Origin of the sequence: Amycolatopsis sp. NPDC059027, assembly GCF_042739735.1 — a bacterium.
GTDB lineage: Bacteria > Actinomycetota > Actinomycetes > Mycobacteriales > Pseudonocardiaceae > Amycolatopsis.
Window position 1 is genome coordinate 1 of the sequence record NZ_JBHYIK010000079.1, and the last position, 16,923, is coordinate 16,923.

16 protein-coding genes and 1 pseudogene are annotated in these 16,923 nt (G+C 70.7%); 7 read left to right on the top strand and 10 right to left on the bottom strand.

What is annotated here, in order from left to right; genetic code table 11:
* Positions 1-105: 105 nt before the first annotated feature.
* On the bottom strand, positions 106-1,854 hold the full coding sequence (gene sucB / locus ACFWY9_RS37635) for a 2-oxoglutarate dehydrogenase, E2 component, dihydrolipoamide succinyltransferase (protein WP_378341135.1): 1,749 nt from the start codon (positions 1,852-1,854) through the stop codon (positions 106-108).
* 54 nt (positions 1,855-1,908) lie between these two features.
* Positions 1,909-3,282: a dihydrolipoyl dehydrogenase gene (gene lpdA / locus ACFWY9_RS37640; protein ID WP_378331734.1), complete on the bottom strand. Its 1,374-nt coding sequence runs from the start codon at positions 3,280-3,282 to the stop codon at positions 1,909-1,911.
* A 182-nt stretch (positions 3,283-3,464) separates the two neighbouring features.
* On the opposite strand from lpdA, the gene ACFWY9_RS37645 reads away from it, so the two are divergent.
* Positions 3,465-3,809: an oxidoreductase gene (locus ACFWY9_RS37645; protein WP_378331735.1), complete on the top strand. Its 345-nt coding sequence runs from the start codon at positions 3,465-3,467 to the stop codon at positions 3,807-3,809.
* A gap of 19 nt (positions 3,810-3,828) precedes the next feature.
* On the opposite strand, the gene ACFWY9_RS37650 is transcribed toward ACFWY9_RS37645, so the two are convergent.
* The 3 genes from ACFWY9_RS37650 to ACFWY9_RS37660 form a co-directional block, all read right to left on the bottom strand.
* The gene (locus tag ACFWY9_RS37650; protein ID WP_378341136.1) at positions 3,829-4,281 is read right to left on the bottom strand and encodes a GNAT family N-acetyltransferase; all 453 of its coding nucleotides are present in this window, start codon (positions 4,279-4,281) and stop codon (positions 3,829-3,831) included.
* A 42-nt stretch (positions 4,282-4,323) separates the two neighbouring features.
* Positions 4,324-5,322 (bottom strand): SMI1/KNR4 family protein, encoded by a 999-nt coding sequence (locus ACFWY9_RS37655; protein ID WP_378341137.1) that lies wholly within the window; start codon positions 5,320-5,322, stop codon positions 4,324-4,326.
* A 94-nt stretch (positions 5,323-5,416) separates the two neighbouring features.
* A complete protein-coding gene (locus ACFWY9_RS37660; protein ID WP_378341138.1) occupies positions 5,417-6,922 on the bottom strand; it encodes a leucyl aminopeptidase in 1,506 nt (501 codons plus the stop codon).
* A 100-nt stretch (positions 6,923-7,022) separates the two neighbouring features.
* Between ACFWY9_RS37660 and ACFWY9_RS37665 the strand changes: the two genes are divergently transcribed.
* Together ACFWY9_RS37665 and ACFWY9_RS37670 are read left to right on the top strand one after the other, a co-directional pair.
* Entirely contained in the window at positions 7,023-7,880 is an 858-nt protein-coding gene (locus ACFWY9_RS37665) for a sulfatase (RefSeq protein WP_378341139.1), read from the top strand.
* The gene (locus tag ACFWY9_RS37670; RefSeq protein WP_378331435.1) at positions 7,873-8,490 is read left to right on the top strand and encodes a DUF402 domain-containing protein; all 618 of its coding nucleotides are present in this window, start codon (positions 7,873-7,875) and stop codon (positions 8,488-8,490) included. The genes ACFWY9_RS37665 and ACFWY9_RS37670 overlap by 8 nt, the downstream gene beginning before the upstream one ends.
* Here the strand turns inward: ACFWY9_RS37670 and ACFWY9_RS37675 are convergent.
* Positions 8,487-8,789: a hypothetical protein gene (locus ACFWY9_RS37675; protein ID WP_378331431.1), complete on the bottom strand. Its 303-nt coding sequence runs from the start codon at positions 8,787-8,789 to the stop codon at positions 8,487-8,489. The two genes, ACFWY9_RS37670 and ACFWY9_RS37675, sit on opposite strands and share 4 nt — an antisense overlap.
* A gap of 107 nt (positions 8,790-8,896) precedes the next feature.
* On the opposite strand from ACFWY9_RS37675, the gene ACFWY9_RS37680 reads away from it, so the two are divergent.
* The 3 genes from ACFWY9_RS37680 to ACFWY9_RS37690 all read left to right on the top strand — a co-directional run bounded on the left by ACFWY9_RS37680 (position 8,897) and on the right by ACFWY9_RS37690 (position 12,307).
* On the top strand, positions 8,897-10,000 hold the full coding sequence (locus ACFWY9_RS37680) for a branched-chain amino acid aminotransferase (RefSeq protein WP_378331430.1): 1,104 nt from the start codon (positions 8,897-8,899) through the stop codon (positions 9,998-10,000).
* Positions 10,001-10,235: 235 nt separating this feature from the next.
* Positions 10,236-11,870, top strand: a complete 1,635-nt coding sequence (locus ACFWY9_RS37685) for a recombinase family protein (RefSeq protein WP_378341140.1) — start codon at positions 10,236-10,238, stop codon at positions 11,868-11,870.
* A gap of 35 nt (positions 11,871-11,905) precedes the next feature.
* Positions 11,906-12,307: a hypothetical protein gene (locus ACFWY9_RS37690; RefSeq protein ID WP_378341141.1), complete on the top strand. Its 402-nt coding sequence runs from the start codon at positions 11,906-11,908 to the stop codon at positions 12,305-12,307.
* Positions 12,308-12,384: 77 nt separating this feature from the next.
* Here the strand turns inward: ACFWY9_RS37690 and ACFWY9_RS37695 are convergent, their stop codons facing one another.
* The 4 genes and pseudogenes from ACFWY9_RS37695 to ACFWY9_RS37710 form a co-directional block, all read right to left on the bottom strand.
* Positions 12,385-12,513 (bottom strand): hypothetical protein, encoded by a 129-nt coding sequence (locus tag ACFWY9_RS37695; protein WP_378341142.1) that lies wholly within the window; start codon positions 12,511-12,513, stop codon positions 12,385-12,387.
* 27 nt (positions 12,514-12,540) lie between these two features.
* Positions 12,541-12,651: pseudogene (locus tag ACFWY9_RS37700) on the bottom strand (helix-turn-helix domain-containing protein); the annotation flags it as partial.
* Positions 12,652-13,017: 366 nt separating this feature from the next.
* Entirely contained in the window at positions 13,018-15,354 is a 2,337-nt protein-coding gene (locus ACFWY9_RS37705; protein ID WP_378341143.1) for a hypothetical protein, read from the bottom strand.
* Positions 15,338-15,778: a hypothetical protein gene (locus tag ACFWY9_RS37710; RefSeq protein ID WP_378341144.1), complete on the bottom strand. Its 441-nt coding sequence runs from the start codon at positions 15,776-15,778 to the stop codon at positions 15,338-15,340. The genes ACFWY9_RS37705 and ACFWY9_RS37710 overlap by 17 nt, the downstream gene beginning before the upstream one ends.
* A gap of 290 nt (positions 15,779-16,068) precedes the next feature.
* On the opposite strand from ACFWY9_RS37710, the gene ACFWY9_RS37715 reads away from it, so the two are divergent.
* Positions 16,069-16,815: a GntR family transcriptional regulator gene (locus tag ACFWY9_RS37715; RefSeq protein ID WP_378341145.1), complete on the top strand. Its 747-nt coding sequence runs from the start codon at positions 16,069-16,071 to the stop codon at positions 16,813-16,815.
* Positions 16,816-16,923: the final 108 nt, after the last annotated feature.

Here is a 16,923-nt window from a genome sequence, read left to right on the forward strand (position 1 = left end):
GTCTGCGTGCTGCCGTCGCACCGGTCGTGACGAATGCCGTGAAGGCCTCCTTCACAGCGGTGAGCGCTGTGAAGGAGGCCTTCACGGACCATCGCGACCCGGAGGTCAGAGGCCGAGCTCGTCCTCGAAGTTGCCCTCTTCCAGACGCTGCTTGATCGTCGTCAGGAAGCGGCCCGCGTCCGCGCCGTCCACCAGGCGGTGGTCGTAGGTCAGCGGCAGGAACGCCATCGACCGCACGGCGATGGTGTCGTTGCCGTCCGCGTCGCTGACGACCACCGGGCGCTTGACGACCGCGCCGGTGCCGAGCATCCCGGACTGCGGCTGCACGATGATCGGCGTGTCGAACAGCGCGCCGTTGCTGCCGATGTTCGTGATGGTGAACGTGCCACCGGTCAGCTCGTCCGGCTTGATCTGGCTCGCCCGCGCCCGCGCCGCCAGGTCGGCGATGCGGTGCGCGAGACCGGCCAGGCTCAGCTCACCCGCGTCGTGGATGACCACCGACAGCAGACCCTTGTCGGTGTCCACCGCGATACCCAGGTGCACCGCACCGTGGTAGGTGATCTCCTTGGTGTCCTCGTTGTAGGACGCGTTGACGTTCGGGTGCTGCTTGAGCGCCTCGACCGTGGCCTTCGCGAAGAACGGCAGGAACGTCAGGTTGACGCCCTCGCGCTCCTTGAAGGCCGCCTTCGCCCGCTGACGCAGCTTGGCGATCTTGGTCACGTCGACCTCGTGCACCTGCGTCAGCTGCGCCGAGACCTGCAGGGACTCGCGGGTCTTCGTCGCGGTGATCTGGCGGATCCGGTTCGCCTTCTGCACCGTGCCGCGCAGCGCCGCGATCTCCGGGGAGACCGGGGCGGCCGCCCGCGGGGCGGCGGGAGCGGCCGCGGCGGCCGGAGCCGACGGGGCCGCGGCGGCGGGTGCCGGGGCGGCGGCCTTCTGCTTGGCCTCGGCCGCGGCGAGCACGTCCTGCTTGCGGATGCGGCCACCGACGCCGCTGCCGGTCAGGCTCGCGAGGTCGATGCCGTGCTCGGTCGCCAGCTTGCGCACCAGCGGCGTGACGTACGGGCCGTCGGCCGCGCCGTCCTTCGCCGCGGCGGCCGGAGCCGCCTGGGCCGCGGCCGGAGCCGGGGCCGCGGGGGCCGGGGCCTGCTGCGCCGGTTCCGGCTTCGGCTCGGGCTTCGGTTCCGGCTTGGGCTCCGGAGCGGGGGCGGCGGGCTGCGCGGGCGCCGCGGCGGGCGCGGCACTCGCGTCGCCGACCACCGCGAGCACACCGCCGACCTCGACGGTCTCGTCCTCGCCCGCCCGGATCTCCAGCACGGTCCCGGCGACCGGGGACGGCACCTCGGTGTCCACCTTGTCGGTCGAGATCTCCAGCAGCGGCTCGTCGACCGCGACGGTGTCACCGACCTGCTTCAGCCACCGGGTGACGGTGCCTTCGGTGACGCTCTCGCCGAGCTCGGGCAGCTTGACCTCGGTGCCCTGCGCCGGACCGCTCGAAGCGGGCGCGGCGGCGGGTGCCGGGGTTTCGGCGGGGGCCGCCTCCTGGGCGGGCTCCGGTTCGGGCTGGGCGGCGGGGGCTTCGGCGGCGGGCGCGGACGAGGCCGGGACGTCGCCGGTCCCGTCGTCGATCACGGCGAGTTCACCGCCGACCTCGACGGTCTCGTCCTCGGCGGCGCTGATCTTCACGACCGTGCCCGCCACCGGCGAGGGCACCTCGGTGTCGACCTTGTCGGTGGAGATCTCGAGCAACGGCTCGTCGACCGCGACGGTGTCGCCCTCCTGCTTCAGCCACCGGGTGACGGTGCCTTCGGTGACGCTCTCCCCGAGCTCCGGCAACGTGACGGTGTAGGCCATCGTTCGCTGACTCCCTTGATATGTCTTGCGTGGTCTGATTGTGCTGGTGAGACGTCAGCTGTGCACGTGCAGCGGCTTGCCGGCGAGGGCAAGGAACGCTTCACCGAGGGCCTCGGTCTGAGTGGGGTGCGCGTGGATCAGCGGGGCGACGTCCTCGGGGAACGCCTCCCAGCTGTAGATCAGCTGCGCTTCGCCGATCAGCTCGCCGACCCGGTCACCGACCATGTGCACGCCGACGACCGGACCGTCCGGAGCCTTGACGAGCTTGACCCCGCCGGAGGTCTTGAGGATCTGGCTCTTGCCGTTGCCGCCGAGGTCGTAGGTGAACGTCGTGACGTCCGCGCCGTAGCGCTCCTTGGCCTGGGACTCGGTGAGCCCGACCGAGGCGACCTCGGGGTGCGAGTAGGTGACCCGCGGGATGCCGCTCTCGTCGATCACGCGCGGGTTCAGCCCGGCGATCTCCTCGGCGACGAAGATGCCCTGCTGGAAGCCGCGGTGCGCGAGCTGCAGGCCGGGGACGATGTCACCGACGGCGTAGACGTTCGGCAGGTTGGTGCGCAGGCGGTCGTCGGTCGGCACGAAACCGCGGTCGATCTTGACGCCCGCCTCCTCGTAACCGTGCCCCGCCGAGTTCGGGCCGCGGCCGACGGCGACCAGCAGCAGGTCGGCCTCCAGCGTCTCGCCGGATTCCAGCGACACGCTCACGCCGTTGTCGTCCTGCTTGGCGCCGGTGAACCGCACGCCGGTCTTGAAGGCGATCTTGCGGCGGCGGAAGGCACGCTCGAGCTGCTTGGAGGCGAACTCGTCCTCGTTCGGGACCAGCCGCGGCAGCGCCTCGACGATGGTGACGTCGACGCCGAAGGAGGCCCAGACGCTGGCGAACTCGACACCGATCACGCCGCCGCCGAGGACGACGACCTTCTTCGGCACGTAGTCCAGCGAAAGCGCCTGCTCGCTGGCGATGACGCGCCCGCCCAGCTCCAGGCCGGGCAGCGTGCGCGAGTACGAACCGGTGGCCAGGATGACGTTCTTCCCGGTGTACCGGGTGCCGTCGACCTCGACGGTCGTGCCGCCGACGAAGGTGCCGGTGCCCTCGACGAGGTTCACCTTGTGGGCCTTGGCCAGGCCTTGAAGGCCCTTGTACAGGCGGGCGACGATGCCGTCCTTGTACTTGTTGACCCCGGCGATGTCGATGCCCTCGAAGGAGGCCTTGACGCCGAACGTCTCGGCGTCGCGGGCCTCGTCCGCGACCTCCGCCGCGTGCAGCAGGGCCTTGGTCGGGATGCAGCCCCGGTGGAGGCAGGTCCCGCCCAGCTTGTCCTTCTCGATCAGCGTGACGGAGAGGCCCAGCTCGGCAGCGCGGAACGCCGCGGCGTAGCCGCCCGACCCGCCTCCCAGGATCACAAGGTCGGCGGAGGTGTCGGTCACTTCAATAACTCCTCGGCAAGCGATGGGTGGTGCTCTGGCGTCACGCGGGCGCGGTATAAACGCGCGCGCGACACCGCCATCTTGTCACTACGGTGATCGGGCTTGCGAGCTAGCCGGGTGTGGCGACACCGACCACACGCGGCGCCCGGGATAATGGAGCAGGACGCGACTGGAGAAGTGAGGTGGTCGAGGTGGGGATCTTCGACTCGCTGCGCCGCCGTGGCAAGGGCGGTCAAAAGCCCGGCACGCTGCGGAAAGCCAACTCGGCCGACACCCGGCACCTCGAGGAGTGGGCGGCGTCCCGCCACGGTGTCGAGGCCTATGTGGAGCCACGCACGACCGTAACCGAGACCACCGTGGTGTTGATCGCACACGACGGTGAATGGACCCGGCGCCGGATCGGCAGTCTCGAAGCGGCGCAGCAGTTCGGGCACCGGCTCTCGATCCCGGTGTACGAGGTCGCCAGGGTCGGCTACCCGCAGCGGATGCGCGAGTACACCGAACGCAAGAAGCGCGGCCAGGCCTGAGCCCCGGTCCCTGGCGTGATCAGAGGGCGATCATGGCGACGACCTCCCCTTCGTGGATCCGCCCGGTCCTGCGGAAGCCCAGGCGGAGGTAGAACTTTTCGGGCCCGCCCTCGCCGGGCACCCAGAGCACCGACGCCTCCTTCTGCCCGCGTCTTCGCGCTTCGTCGAGCACCGCGTGCACGCCGAACCGTCCGTACCCGCGGCGCTGCTTCCCGGCCGCGATGTTCAGCCGCCAGATCCCGCAACGGAGGAACTCGACCGGCGAGGCCGGGTCGAAACCGCCCATGACGAAACCCACAGGTTCGCCGTCGTCGAGGATCAGCCGGGGCCAGGCGACCTCGGGCTGTACGTACGCTTCGGCGAGCGATTTCGTCACCGACGCGACGAAATGCCGTTGGTGCTTCTCGACGGCGATGCCGCACGCGTCGTCGACGTTGTCCGGGGTGATCTCGGCCAGGGTGAGTGTGGTCACGATCACAAGCTAGCGAGCACCACCGACAGTTTCGGACCGGTTTCACGCCGATTGGGCCAGCAGCGCCAGATGGTGTTCGAGCAGGGCGCGGAACGCCGGGTACGCCGTGCTGCCGAACACCGGGTCGACCTCGACGGCGTGCCACCGGTCACCGGCTCGGGCCAGCAGGACGATCGCCGGTTCGGCGAGCACCACGACGTCGTCCACGACCCGGAGTTCACCGGTGCCGAGCAGACGCGGAAAGACGACGTCGCCGGGCAGCCCATCGCAGGTGAGCAGGAAATCCCGGTAGTCGTCCGGCAGTCGCAGGCCGAGCCGCCGCTCGGTGGCCTCGATGCCGGCCGGGGTGGCGGGCGCGGGGGCGGTGCCGGTGCCGCGGAACCGGAGGATCCGGGAGATCAGCTCCGACCAGGTGCCGATCTTCGGCGGATAGCGCTCGTACAGTGCCGCGACGAGGGCGTCGGCGCAGCGGGCCGGCCATTCGGTGCCGAGTCCGAGCGGGTCGGCGCCGGCGGTGAGCCGCGGTGCGAGCGCTCGCGAGGCGGCCAGCGTCGCGACGTCCGGGCGGGCCTGTTCGGCGGCCAGCACCGCCCAGCCGGGAAGATCGTGCGTGGCGATCGCGGATCGGAGCTTGTCCGGGCGTGAAGGCGCGAGCTTCCCGGCGATGCTGGACACGACACCCGCCGCCGGTGAGTCACCGAGGACACCATCGAGATCCGACACCGGGCGAAGCAGCGACGCGGTGTGCGCGCGCTCTTCGGCGTCGAGATCGAGCGGCGGCAGTTCCTCCGCCCAATCCGGCCGCGTGCCGCGGGCTTCGAACAGCATCGCCCAGGCGCGGGCGCGGACCTGGTCCGGGACGATCGCGGTGATCGGGCGCTCGGTGAGTGCCTGCCACTGCGTCACGAGCCGGTCGGCCTCGGCGGCGGCACCCGCCGTCGCGAGCAGCAGCGCCGCGTAGCCGATCCGCTCGTCGAGCACGGCTTCGTCGGCTGTGAGGACGTCGCGTACCGCCGATTCCAGAAACTCGCCCTGGTCCATGCGCGCGACCCTGCCACAAATGCCGTTAAGGCCACCTTACGGGCGTCAGACGCCCGTAAGGTGGCCTTAACGGCATGTCGGAACGGTCGGGAACTCAGCCCTGCTCGGCGATGTCCGCGAGCACCGCGGAGATCGTGCGGACCGGGACGCCGGTGCCGCCCTTGCCGGTGTAGCCCCACGGCGAACCGGTGTTGAACGACGGGCCCGCGATGTCGATGTGCGCCCAGGGCAGGCCCTCGGCGACGAACTCGCGCAGGAAGATCCCGGCCGCGAGCATGCCGCCCCAGCGGTGGCCGGTGACGTTGGCCAGGTCGGCCAGCCGCGAGTCGAGTTCGCCGCGCAGCTCCTCCGGCAGTGGCATGGCCCAGCCGCCCTCGCCGGTCTCCTGCGCGTGCTTCGCGACGCGGTCGCGGAACTCGTCCGAGCCCATGATCCCGGCGGTGCGGTTGCCCAGCGCGACCACCTGCGCGCCGGTCAGCGTCGAGGTCTCGATCAGGTAATCCGGGTTCTCCTCGGCGGCGCGCACCATCGCGTCGGCCAGCACGAGCCTGCCCTCGGCGTCGGTGTTGAGCACCTCGACGGTCTTGCCGCCGTACATGCGGAGCACGTCACCAGGCCGGTACGACGTCGCCGACGGCAGGTTTTCCGCCAGCGGGATGTGGGCGACGACCTCCAGCGGCTGCTTGAGCTTCGCCGCCAGCACGACCGAGGCGAGCACCCCGGCGGCACCGGACATGTCCGAGGTCATGTGGTCCATGTTCGCGGCGGGCTTGATCGAGATACCGCCCGAGTCGAACGTGATGCCCTTGCCGACCAGCGCGACCTTCTTGGCCGCCTTGGCGGGCTTGTAGGCGACGCGCACCAGGCGCGGCTGGCGCGAGGAGCCGCCGCCGACGCCGAGGATGCCGCCGAATCCCTTGCGCTTCAACGCCTTCTCGTCCAGCACCTCGAACTCGAGGCCGTTCGCCTCGGCCAGCTTCTGCGCGCGGGCGGCGAAGGAGGCCGGGAACAGGTCGTTCGGCGGGGTGTTGATCAGGTCGCGGGCGATGATGACCGCCTCGGCAGTCGCGGTCGCGGTCTTGAGCGTCGCCTTGTGGTCCTTCGCGGCGCCGTCGGCGGGGCTCGCGAAGTCCACTTTGGACACCGGGGCGTCGCCGGCCTCGGAGCGGTACTCGGTGAACACGTACGCGCCGAGCACGGTGCCCTCGACGGCGGCCCGCAGGTCCAGCTCGGAGAGCGTGACGAACGCGCGGTCGGTGCCCGCCAGCGCGCGGGCCGCGGCACCGGCGGCGCGGCGGACCTGCTCGGCGGTGACGGCACCGTCCGCGTCCGCCTTGCCGAGGCCGACCGCGAGCACGACCGACGGCGTCAGCTTCCCCAGCGTCGGCAGCTTGACGATCTCCTCGGCCTTCCCGCTCGCGCCGAGCGTGGCGAGGACCTCGGCGAGCTTGCCGTCGAACGCGCCGTCGGCGACCGAGGCGCCGGAAGCGAGCACCGGCCCGTCCTCGCCCTGCAGAGTGCCGACCACGACGACGTCCGCGCGCGTCTTGGCGAGGGCCCCTTCGGAATTCTCGGAGAGGGCGAGTTTGGGCACGGTCACGGTGTGGCTCCTCGTGCGGTCTTGTCGGTACCGGACGGTGGCCCGGTCGGATCGTGAGCCATGCTAATGACAAAGCGGCCCGGAACGGAAAGGGGTTCTCGTGCGCCTCGGTGGCGGATTGCCGCTCGCGCTCGCCGTGGGGGCCGCGAGTGCCGGGTACTGGGTCCTCGCCGCGGTCGTGCTCGCCGTGCTCCTCGCCGGGCTCGCAGGGCGTCTGCCCCAGCTCGGCGAAGAGGGTCCCGAGCGGTACGTCGCCTGCTTCGCGCGGCTCGCCGCCGTGGTCGTGCAGGCGACAGCGTTCGGTGTCTACGCCGTTCCCTCGTACCCGGGTCTGGCCGCGGCCGCCCTTGTCGTCGTGGTCGCGGCCGCGGACTTCGCCGGAATCCGGCTGCCCGCGCCGCTGGCCCGCTGGGTGACGGTGGTGCTGCTGGTCGCGGCGCTCGTGCTGGTGGCGATATGCGTCGTGGTCGCGCCGGTCGGAGCCCGGCCCGGGATCGCTTCCCCCGGACTGCCCGGTGTTCTGGTGGCGCTGCTCGTGGTGTTCCCGCTGCTGCTGCCGCAGCGCACCGACCACGCCGGACGGCGGACGGCGGCGCTCGCCACGGTCGCGCTCCTGGTCACCGCCGCGGCGCTGTACCAGCTCGGACCCGTCCGCCTCGGCCTTTCGGCGACGTCGACGCGGGATCTGCTCGCCGCCGCCGACGCCGGGACCCTGCAGCCGCTGCTCACCGTCGTGCTGGTGCTCGCGACTCTGCCCGCTTCGCTCGCCACGTTCACCGAAGCCCGTGAACGGATCGCCCCGAGGAGCGGTACGGCGGCGGTCGCGGCCGGGCTGCTCGCCGCGGCGGCCGCGGCGGTGGCCGGTCCGTTCGCCGCGCTGGTGGCCGCCGGCCTGGGAAGTGTAGTCGAGCTGCTACTGCGTGTGCGCGCGAGCAGGTACCGTGGACGACGTGTGTGATCTCCGCTGGCGCCCGGGACAAACGGTGGTGGAGCGCTTTCTGCGGCCCGACGGCAGTGTCGGGCAGCAGCATCCGCTGAGGGTGCTTTCCGACGACGGCCGCGTGCTGCTGGCCTGGCTCCCGGCGGGCACCGCGATCATGGCCAGCAGGCTCGCCGACGGGCGGCCCCTGCGCGAGGCGCCGTTGAGCGAGCGGTTCCGCATGCCCCGGACGTCCGTGCCGTCGATCTGGCACGAGACCTCGACGCTGCGGCGCATCGCCGACGACGAGTGGTCCTCGGTGTGGTGGTTCTTCGACGCGGCGGGCGGTTTTCAGGGCTGGTACGTCAATCTGGAGGTACCGCTCGGGCGGACCGCGGCCGGCCCGGACCGCATGGACGGCATCCTCGACCTCGTCGTCACGCCGGACGGTGGCTGGCGGTGGAAGGACGAGGACGAGGCGGGCGCGGCGGTCGAGGCGGGCAGGCTCACCCCGGCCCAGCTGGACCGGCTGCGCGCGGAGGGGGAGCGGGTCGGCGGGCTGGTCGAGCGCGGGGCCTACCCCTTCGACGGGACCGGCACCGACTTCCGCCCGGAGCCCGGCTGGCCGGCGCCCCTGCTGCCCGGCTAACCCGCGAGGAGGAAGAGCGCGAGGGCGAGGACGGCGTTCACCACCAGCAGGATGACCACCGAGCGGGTCCTCAGCTCCCGCGGGATGACCTTGCCGTGGATCTTCGCCCACCACCAGATGCCGAATCCGGCGGCCACCAGGCCGAGGAAACCGCCGAAACCACTGCTGAGCAGGGCCCAGCCGACCATGCCGAGCAGACCGGCGCCGAAGGTCAGCAGGACCGCGGTGGCGAACGTCTTGACGTCCGTGCCCGCACCGGGGGACTTGGTCTTCGCGGGCTGCGCGGGGTGGTAGGTCACGTCGTCATCCTAGGCTGTCTCCCGGCGGTGTGCCGCGAGTTCCGGCGAACCGGCGAAAGGCCGGACTTCCGACTAACGCCCGTCCGACTAAGAGCTATTGTCTAACCATGACGACCACGACGCAGTTCTCGCATGTCCCACACCCGAATCCCGCGAGTGCGGACCGCGTCGCGGAAGTATTGGCGAACCCCGGCTTCGGGACGCATTTCACCGACCACATGGTCACTGTGAAATGGACCGCCGAGAAGGGCTGGCACGACGCCACCGTCGGCCCGTACACGCCGTTCACGCTCGACCCGGCGACGTCGGTGCTGCACTACGGCCAGGCGATCTTCGAGGGCCTCAAGGCCTACCGTCAGCCCGACGGTTCGATCGCCGCGTTCCGGCCCGACGCGAACGCCGAGCGGTTCCAGCATTCGGCCGAACGGCTCGCGATGCCGAAGCTGCCCGAGGACATCTTCATCGAGTCGATCCGCGAGCTGCTCGCGGTGGACGACCGCTGGGTGCCCACGAAACAGGGCGAATCGCTCTACCTGCGCCCGTTCATGATCTCGACCGAGGCCGGTCTCGGCGTGAACAGGCCCGCGAACGAATACGTGTACGCGCTCATCGCGTCCCCGGCGGGTTCGTACTTCGCCAGTGGAGTGAAGCCGGTCAGTGTGTGGCTGTCCACCGAGTACGTCCGCGCGGCGCCCGGTGGCACCGGGTTCGCGAAGTGCGCCGGGAACTACGCGGCGTCGTTCGTCGCGCAGGCGCAGGCCGTGGAGCAGGGCTGCGACCAGGTGGTCTGGCTGGACGCGGTGGAGCGGCGCTGGGTCGAGGAGATGGGCGGGATGAACCTGTTCTTCGTCTTCGGCTCCGGCTCGGACGCGCGGGTGGTGACGCCCGAGCTGACCGGTTCGCTGCTGCCCGGCGTGACCAGGAAGTCGTTGCTGCAGCTGGCTTCCTCGCTCGGCTACGCGGTCGAGGAGCGGCGTATCTCCACCGACGAGTGGGAGAAGGAGGCCGCGTCCGGCGCGCTCACCGAGGTGTTCGCCTGCGGTACGGCCGCGGTGATCACGCCGGTCGGGCACGTGAAGCACGCGGGCGGGCAGTTCTCGATCGCGGGCGGGAAGCCGGGCGAGCTGACCATGAAGCTGCGTGAGCTGCTCACCGGCATTCAGGAGGGCACGCATTCGGCGCCCGAGGGCTGGATGCTCAAGATGTCCTGATCCGGGCTTTTCCGGGGCCGTCTCGAGGGTTTTCCTTCGGGGCGGCCCCTTTTGGTGCTTGAGTGTCCTTTGTGGACGGCTGGTGTGCTGAAGGGCGCCTTCGGTGCGCTCGATGCACTGAAGGCGCCCTTCAGTGCATCCAACGCACTGAAAGCGTCCTTCAGCACCCGGCCTGTCCCGGCCCGCCGCGAACGACGCGTTCCCGACAGCACATCTAGTGACATAGCCTGTTTGCATGGCTGAGTTTGAGCAGGTTAACGCAGGTCAGGACAGCAGCGCGCCGGTTGAGGGGGCTGGCCCCGGGCTGGTCATCGACTCATACGCCCGGTTGTCGTGGAAGCCGGGTACCCGGGATCTGGAGAAGATCGAAGATCAGCTTGCGTCCAACAAGGAGCAGGTCCGGCGTGCGGGCGGGACGGTCGGCAAGGAACTGTCGGACGGGGCCTCGGCGTGGAAGAAGGGGCGTAAGCGTCCGGGCTGGGATGAGTTGCTGGAGCGGCTGGAGTCCGGGGTCAGTCAGGGCGTGGTGGTGTGGAACACCGACCGGTTGATGCGCGCGCCGATGGACCTGGAAAAGCTCATCGAACTGGGCGACCAGGGGTATCGGGTGCTCTCGGCGACCGGTGAGTATGACCTGTCCAACCCGGACCACCGGTACACGCTGCGGAACAAGACCGCTCAGGCGATGAAGGAGTCTGACGACAAGTCGCGTCGGCTCAAGGAGCGGTACAAGGGCTACCGGGCGCGGGGTCGGGCGCACTCGACCGCGCGGCGGTTCGGGTTCCCCGGTCGTGACCTGACATGGGTCCCGCCCACCGATGACGAGTACATCATCAATGAGGACGGGGAAGAGATTTTGGTGGAGTCGCTGCGCCCGAAGGTGTCGCGGGAGCTGGTCCAGCGGGAGCGGGAAGCCTTGGCCACCGAGGCGGACAACATTCTGGCGGGTCGGCCGTTGTCGGAGGTGGCGCGGGAGTGGAACGCCGCCGGGCTGTACACCCCCTACGGTCGGGAGTGGATACCGATCACGGTGCGGGAGACGTTCAAGCGTCCGACGTTGGCCGGTCGGATCGAGCACGACGGCGTTCTTGAGGGACGTATGCGCGGAGAGCCGATCTTGGAAGAGGCGACGTTCCTGGAACTGCGGGCACTGTTCGCCTCCCGCCGCCGGGGCGCGGCACCGGGACGGAAGTATCTCGGGTCCGGGATCATCCGCTGCGGGGTGTGCTACCGGCCGTTGCACGGCCGCACGCACGGCAAGCGCAAGGACGGGACACCGCGTTACAACTACTTTTGCAACAAGGGCGCGCGGGGCTGCGGAACGATCTTCGCCGATATGGACGCGGTGGACACGCAGTTGCGGGCGTTCGTGCTGCGGCGGTTGTCGGACAAGAGCCGCGCGGCGGCGATCAACGCCGCGCGTTCACGGGTGGCGGGTCGGCACGCGGAGATCGCGGCGGACTTGGAAAGGCTGCGCAAGCTTCAGGCGGGTATCTCGGCGCGGCTGGGGCTGGAAGAGATGAGCGAAGAGGCGTTCGACGCCGCGAACCGCCCCCTGGTGAAGCGGATCAAGGCGCTGACCAAGGAACAGAAGGCGTTGCCGGGCGGGTCGCCGGAAACGCCGCTGGTCCCGCTGAGCGTGGCGGAACTGAAAGCCGAGTGGGACCGGGCCGAGCTGATCTCCGATCGGCGCCGGATGCTGACCAGCGCGCTGGAAGGCCGGTGGCTGGTGATCAACCCGCGCGGCAAGGGCACCGGACACCGGGGATTCGACCCCGCCCGCGTGGTCGATATCCCCCCGAACCCCGACCCCGAGGATGACGACGTGGACGCGGGCGAGGCTGCCCCCGCCAGCGACAACGACCGGTAGGCTGGAGTGCCAGTGCCGGGAAAGGTGGCGTAATCGTGGTCATGTTCAGTCCGGGCAGCGGACCGCTGCCTACGGGACATGAAGACACCGCAAAATCCAATGTGGACGCGTTCGTCACGGATGTGTGCGCACGGTGGAACTACACCCTAGTCACGTCGCAGCGCCGTCCCGAGGACGACCGCGACGACGGGCGTTACACGTGGGACCTGGAGTTTCGGCGCCCGAACGGGAAGCACCACACATGCCGGGTACACATGTTCGGCGTCCCGCGCGACTACGGCCAAGGGGAGAACCCGCTCACGTTCCCGGAACCACGGTTGTACGTGGACGGTAGTTCGTGGGTGTGGGACTTCGCGGTGAAGCAGGCGGCGGCGAGTTTCGATCGCGACCCCGACGACGAGAGCAACCCCGAACACCCCAAGTACGGCACGCGCTAGCAGAGCAGGCCACTTAAGGCGTTGGCCCCCTCCACCGTCGTGGAGGGGGCCAACAGGGGGCGGTCTCACCGGCCGTATCAGCCAGCCTCGCGCCGGGCGCGGCGGGTCTGGATACGGTCGAGTGTCGCGGCTACCGATCGGATCGCGGCGGTCGACAGTGGCGGCAGCGCGGCGCATTTGACGTCCCAGTACTCCTCGTTGTTCATCGGGTCACCGCTTGTGCGGAGGTCATCCGGGGAACATCCCAGGACCCTCGCGAGTGTGGCGATCGTGTTCGGGTCTGGCACGTGCTCTCCTTTCTCGATGTGGTCGAACAGGGCGGATGTCAGTCCGGCGCGTTCGGCGGTCTCGGCTGGCTGAGACGCCGCACGTGTCGGTAGCCGCGCAGACGCGGCGGTGAAAACGCTGTGTCGGACGGGTGCTGCTCATCGTGGGCGGACGGGTGGACAGTCAGGGGCTCGTTTCACCTCCCCTCGGCCGGGAACGGGAGGCGTGGTGGCCCGGCCGCCGGGGTAGCGGCGGCCGGGTGGGTGCCACTGATGCGGTGGGATTTTCCCGGGTTTCACCTGGAAATGGGTGTGTCTCGCGCGCGGGGCCGCTACCCGCTACCGCGCTGGTCAGGCACGGTTTCAGAGGGGCTACCGGGGTGCTACCGGCCGCTACCGGGTAGCGGTGCCTAGCGCCGAAGTAGTGGCCGGTTCCGGGCCGGTTCACCGGCCGCCACCACCGCGCCGGTAGGTATCCCAGGCGTCGGCGACGTGCTGGCGGTAGTAGCCGCGCCGGTTGCGGCCGTCCATCTTGATCTGAACCGGCGCGACCCCGAGCGGAAGCATGAGCGCGGCAAGGTCTTCCGCGCCCCATTCGCCGTAGCGGGCGTCGAGAGTGGCCAGCCGGGAAAGCAGGTCCTCTGTCCACAGCTTCTCGGCGGCGTCGAACGCGGTTAGCACGTCGACCACGCCTTGACCGTCCACAGTGGGTACGGACAGCCCGAGCGCCCCGTCGCCCGCCGCGTCGGCGGCGGCCCGGCGCCGGGCGCGTGCCGTGTCCCACGACTCGGCGTCGATGCGGGGCAGCCCTTGCGCGGCGCGGTGCGAGCCGAGTTCGCGTGCCCGGTCTCCGCCGAGGGGCCGGAACTTGGCGATCAGTGGTTCGCGGGACCCGGCGGCGTACACGTACGCCTTGCCCGCGTCCTCCGGCCCGTCCCCGGTCGCCGGGTTCAACCGGTCGGGCCGCCATCCTTCGGCGATCATGTTCGGACCGAGCACCAGCCGCACATCGGCGTGTCGGCAGGGCATGAGGATCTTGCACGCCACCGAATCGGCGATGGCCGCGCCGAGCACGTCCGAGGTCGCGTCCGCCGACGCGAGTACCAGCGTGACCCGTCCCTTACGCCCGAGCCGCAACAGCGACACCGCGAGGGCTTTCGCCTTGTCGGTCAGTTGCGGGTACTCGTCGACGAACACCACCAGCCCCGGCCGCTGCGCGGAGACCTCCCACGCGTCGCCCATGCCCATGTCGGTGAGCATCTTCGGGCGTGCCTCGGCCAGCGCGACCGCATCGGCCAGCGCGTCCTCAATTCCGGCGTGGTCGCGTTCGCGGCGCCCGATCGCCCCGCCGAGGGCTTCCAGCCCGTTGCCCGAGGGATCGAGATCCCAGACCAGCCCGTCCGCGCACGCCGAGACCGCATCGGCCAACGCCCGTAGCGTCTGGGACTTCCCGGACCCTGGGACCCCGATCACCACCACGTGTGTGCCCAGGAAGGTCAGGGCGAGGTCGGACCCGTCCATCCGCCGGGCCACCACGTGCGCGTCGGCCAGCGACCCGGACAACGGCGGCCGGTTGACCGCGTTGGGTAGGGACGCGAACGGGTCCCGTTCGGCCAGCCGCAGCACCACGCGAGCGCGGCGGGATCGGTCCGGCGCGGCCAGCAGGCCGCCCGAGGGGAGATCGAGGGTGGTTTCCAGTTCGCCGAGTTTGGCGACGACGGCGGCGGGGGTGCCGCGCCGCAGGATTACCGGCACTTCCCACCCCCACGGCTGACGCGCCGCGTCCCCTGCCATGCGCAGGTCGATCCCTTCGGCCCGCACGGCGCGGGCGACGCAGTCGGCAGCCTCGGCGCGGGTGTGCGCGTCGGCGATTGGGTACGGCTCACCCTCGGCCTTCTCCTCTTCCTCCGGGGTCGGCTTTTCCTTGGGGCCACGCAGTTTCCGCCCGATCGGCGCCGTGATGAGCACATAGACCGTGCCGAGTACCCAGTAAACGAGTGGCCCGTAACGGTCGGCGAGTACCGCGACCGTGACCCACACGGCGATGATCAGCACGGCGGTGATGCCGAGCCGGGTTCCGGCCGCCTTGCGCCACTTGCGGCGCAACCGGGTTTCCACCCGGACCCGGCCTTCTTCCTTCGCCAGAGCCAAAATCCCGGCGTAGTCGGAGTACGCCGACACATAGCGGGCGAGGTGCCCGGCAAGCCACACCGTGGTGATCGTGGAATGCAGGATGAGCCACCACGCCACGCGCGGCCCGCGTGTCACCAGCGCCACCACCGCACGCCAGGCCAGCCGTAGTGCGAGACGGGGCGCGGTATGCACGAGCCAGCCGCGCGCGTCGGCCAGATACGGGCGCAGCCACCGCCACAACACCCGCAGCAGCCACCATGCCGCATGGCCCACGACCCGGGCGAGGACACGGATTGCGCGCCCGGCCGTGCGCAGCGCGCGGCCGATCACCGGCCAGCCGTGCCACCCGGCGACCCGCCGGGCGCACACCGCCAGCCGGGCGGCCAGCCGCACGCACCACGCCCACGCCCGCACGGCGGCACGCCCGCACACCGTGAGGGCGTAGGCCAGCCGGGGGAAGTAGGCGACCTGATGGGCCACCCACGCCGCCATCGGCATCCCGGCCCGGCGGGCAAGGCACCGCAGCATGGTCACGGCGGCGAGGACGACGGCCGCGTACAGCCGCCCGAGCACAGCCCACACGCGGGCCGACACGGTGACGATCCCGCGTGTCAGCGGGGTCTGATTCCGGTTACCGGTCAAGGGCATCACCACCCTCACGGCCGGGGCGCAGATGCTCCCCGGCCACGTCCGCGCCGGGGCGAGGGGCGGGAATCCGCCCGGTCACGTCCCTCGGCCGGACGTCCTCGGCGGTGTCGGCGGGGGCCGGTTCCGCGGTGGCCCCAGCCGGCGCCGCGGATGTGGATTCGGCCGGCGTGTCCCCGGGCCGGGACTCGTCGGCGGTCCGCCAGGACGGCGGGGCGGGGGTGGTGCCGTTCGGGCCGGAGAGTCCGGCCCGCTCACACTCGGCGACGTAGGCGGCGGCGATACTCGCCACCGCGTGCGCCTCCCGGATGATCTGCCGGAACAACCACGCCCCCGTGGGCGCGTCGTTGTCGGCGACGAACGCGGGCAGCTCCTCGCCGAGCCACCCGAGGTGAAACAGTCGGGCCTGGAGATTTTCCCAGGTCACAAGGGTATTCATAAGAGGTAGAGCCTTTCTCGTAGGGGAACTACAACCAACATGACGCACAACCTATCGAATAGGTTGCCTACGAGAAGGTACGCGTTACGATCGCTGTGCGCAAGACCTCACGCACATCAGATTGACAGGGTGTGGACAACCTGTGCGATAGGTGCGACACTGGCGACAGCAGACAACGCTGACCAGCACCACACGACACGGGACAACCACAGACACGGCCGCCGGAGGCCGGACCCCAGACAAGCGCCCGTCGGTGCTCCCAGAGGACGTGACCCATCATGGCCAAGACCGCCACCGCGAAGGACAAGACCAACGCCGCAGCGACGGCACTGCGCGCCGAGATCGCCGACGGCACGCTCGCGCCCGGGGACTGGCTCCCTTCCGAAGCGCAGCTGATCGCCCGGTTCGGGGTGTCGCGCTACGCCGCCCGCCAAGTTGTCGCCCGGCTGGTTACCGAGGGCCTCGTGACCAGCGTGGACGGCAAGGGCACCTACGTGCGGCCCCGCCGCGAACGCGCCCGCCACGCCGACACTCGCACCCTGACCCGCACCCCCGGCGGGTTCACCGACGCCGACACCGACGCGTGGGAGCAGGCCGAGAAGCCCACCACCTACCGCACCACCGCCACCGAGGATCTCGCGCTGACGCTCGGCGTTCCCGAACACACCCCCGTGTTCGTCACCGACCGTCTGCTCACCTCCGGGGATCGCCGGATGGTGCATCGCTTCTACGTGCCGCTGGCCACCGCCGCGCAGGTCCCGGCGATCGAGGCCGACCCGTTCCGCACCCCCGGCGAGATCTACACCGATCTCACCGCCGCCGGAATCGACCTGGAATGGGTCGAGAGCGTGCAAGCCGCCATCCCGGCCCCCGACGACGCCGCCAGCCTGCACAGCACCCCCGGCGCCCCCATCCTGGTCACGCGCCGACTGGCCACCGACCCCACCGGGCGGGCACTGGCCATGGAGGAAACCCGCCGCAGCGCCGACGGCGTCCAGCTCACCTACCGCATCACCCCCGCCTGAACCCCCGTCCGGGGGGTTTTTTGGGGGGCGGCCCCGGCGGGGGGGGGGGGCGGGGGAGGGGATCTGGTGCGTGGAGGGGGTGGGGTTTGTGCGCGCGGCGGTGGGGCA

Excerpts from the sequence above, each read along its gene's own strand:
- sucB (WP_378341135.1), bottom strand. The coding sequence starts at position 1,854 with ATGGCCTACACCGTCACGTTGCCGGAGCTCGGGGAGAGCGTCACCGAA.
- ACFWY9_RS37655 (WP_378341137.1), bottom strand. The coding sequence starts at position 5,322 with ATGGACCAGGGCGAGTTTCTGGAATCGGCGGTACGCGACGTCCTCACA.
- ACFWY9_RS37680 (WP_378331430.1), top strand. The coding sequence starts at position 8,897 with ATGACGACCACGACGCAGTTCTCGCATGTCCCACACCCGAATCCCGCG.
- ACFWY9_RS37685 (WP_378341140.1), top strand. The coding sequence starts at position 10,236 with ATGGCTGAGTTTGAGCAGGTTAACGCAGGTCAGGACAGCAGCGCGCCG.
- ACFWY9_RS37695 (WP_378341142.1), bottom strand. The coding sequence starts at position 12,513 with ATGAACAACGAGGAGTACTGGGACGTCAAATGCGCCGCGCTGCCGCCA.
- ACFWY9_RS37705 (WP_378341143.1), bottom strand. The coding sequence starts at position 15,354 with ATGCCCTTGACCGGTAACCGGAATCAGACCCCGCTGACACGCGGGATC.
- ACFWY9_RS37715 (WP_378341145.1), top strand. The coding sequence starts at position 16,069 with ATGGCCAAGACCGCCACCGCGAAGGACAAGACCAACGCCGCAGCGACG.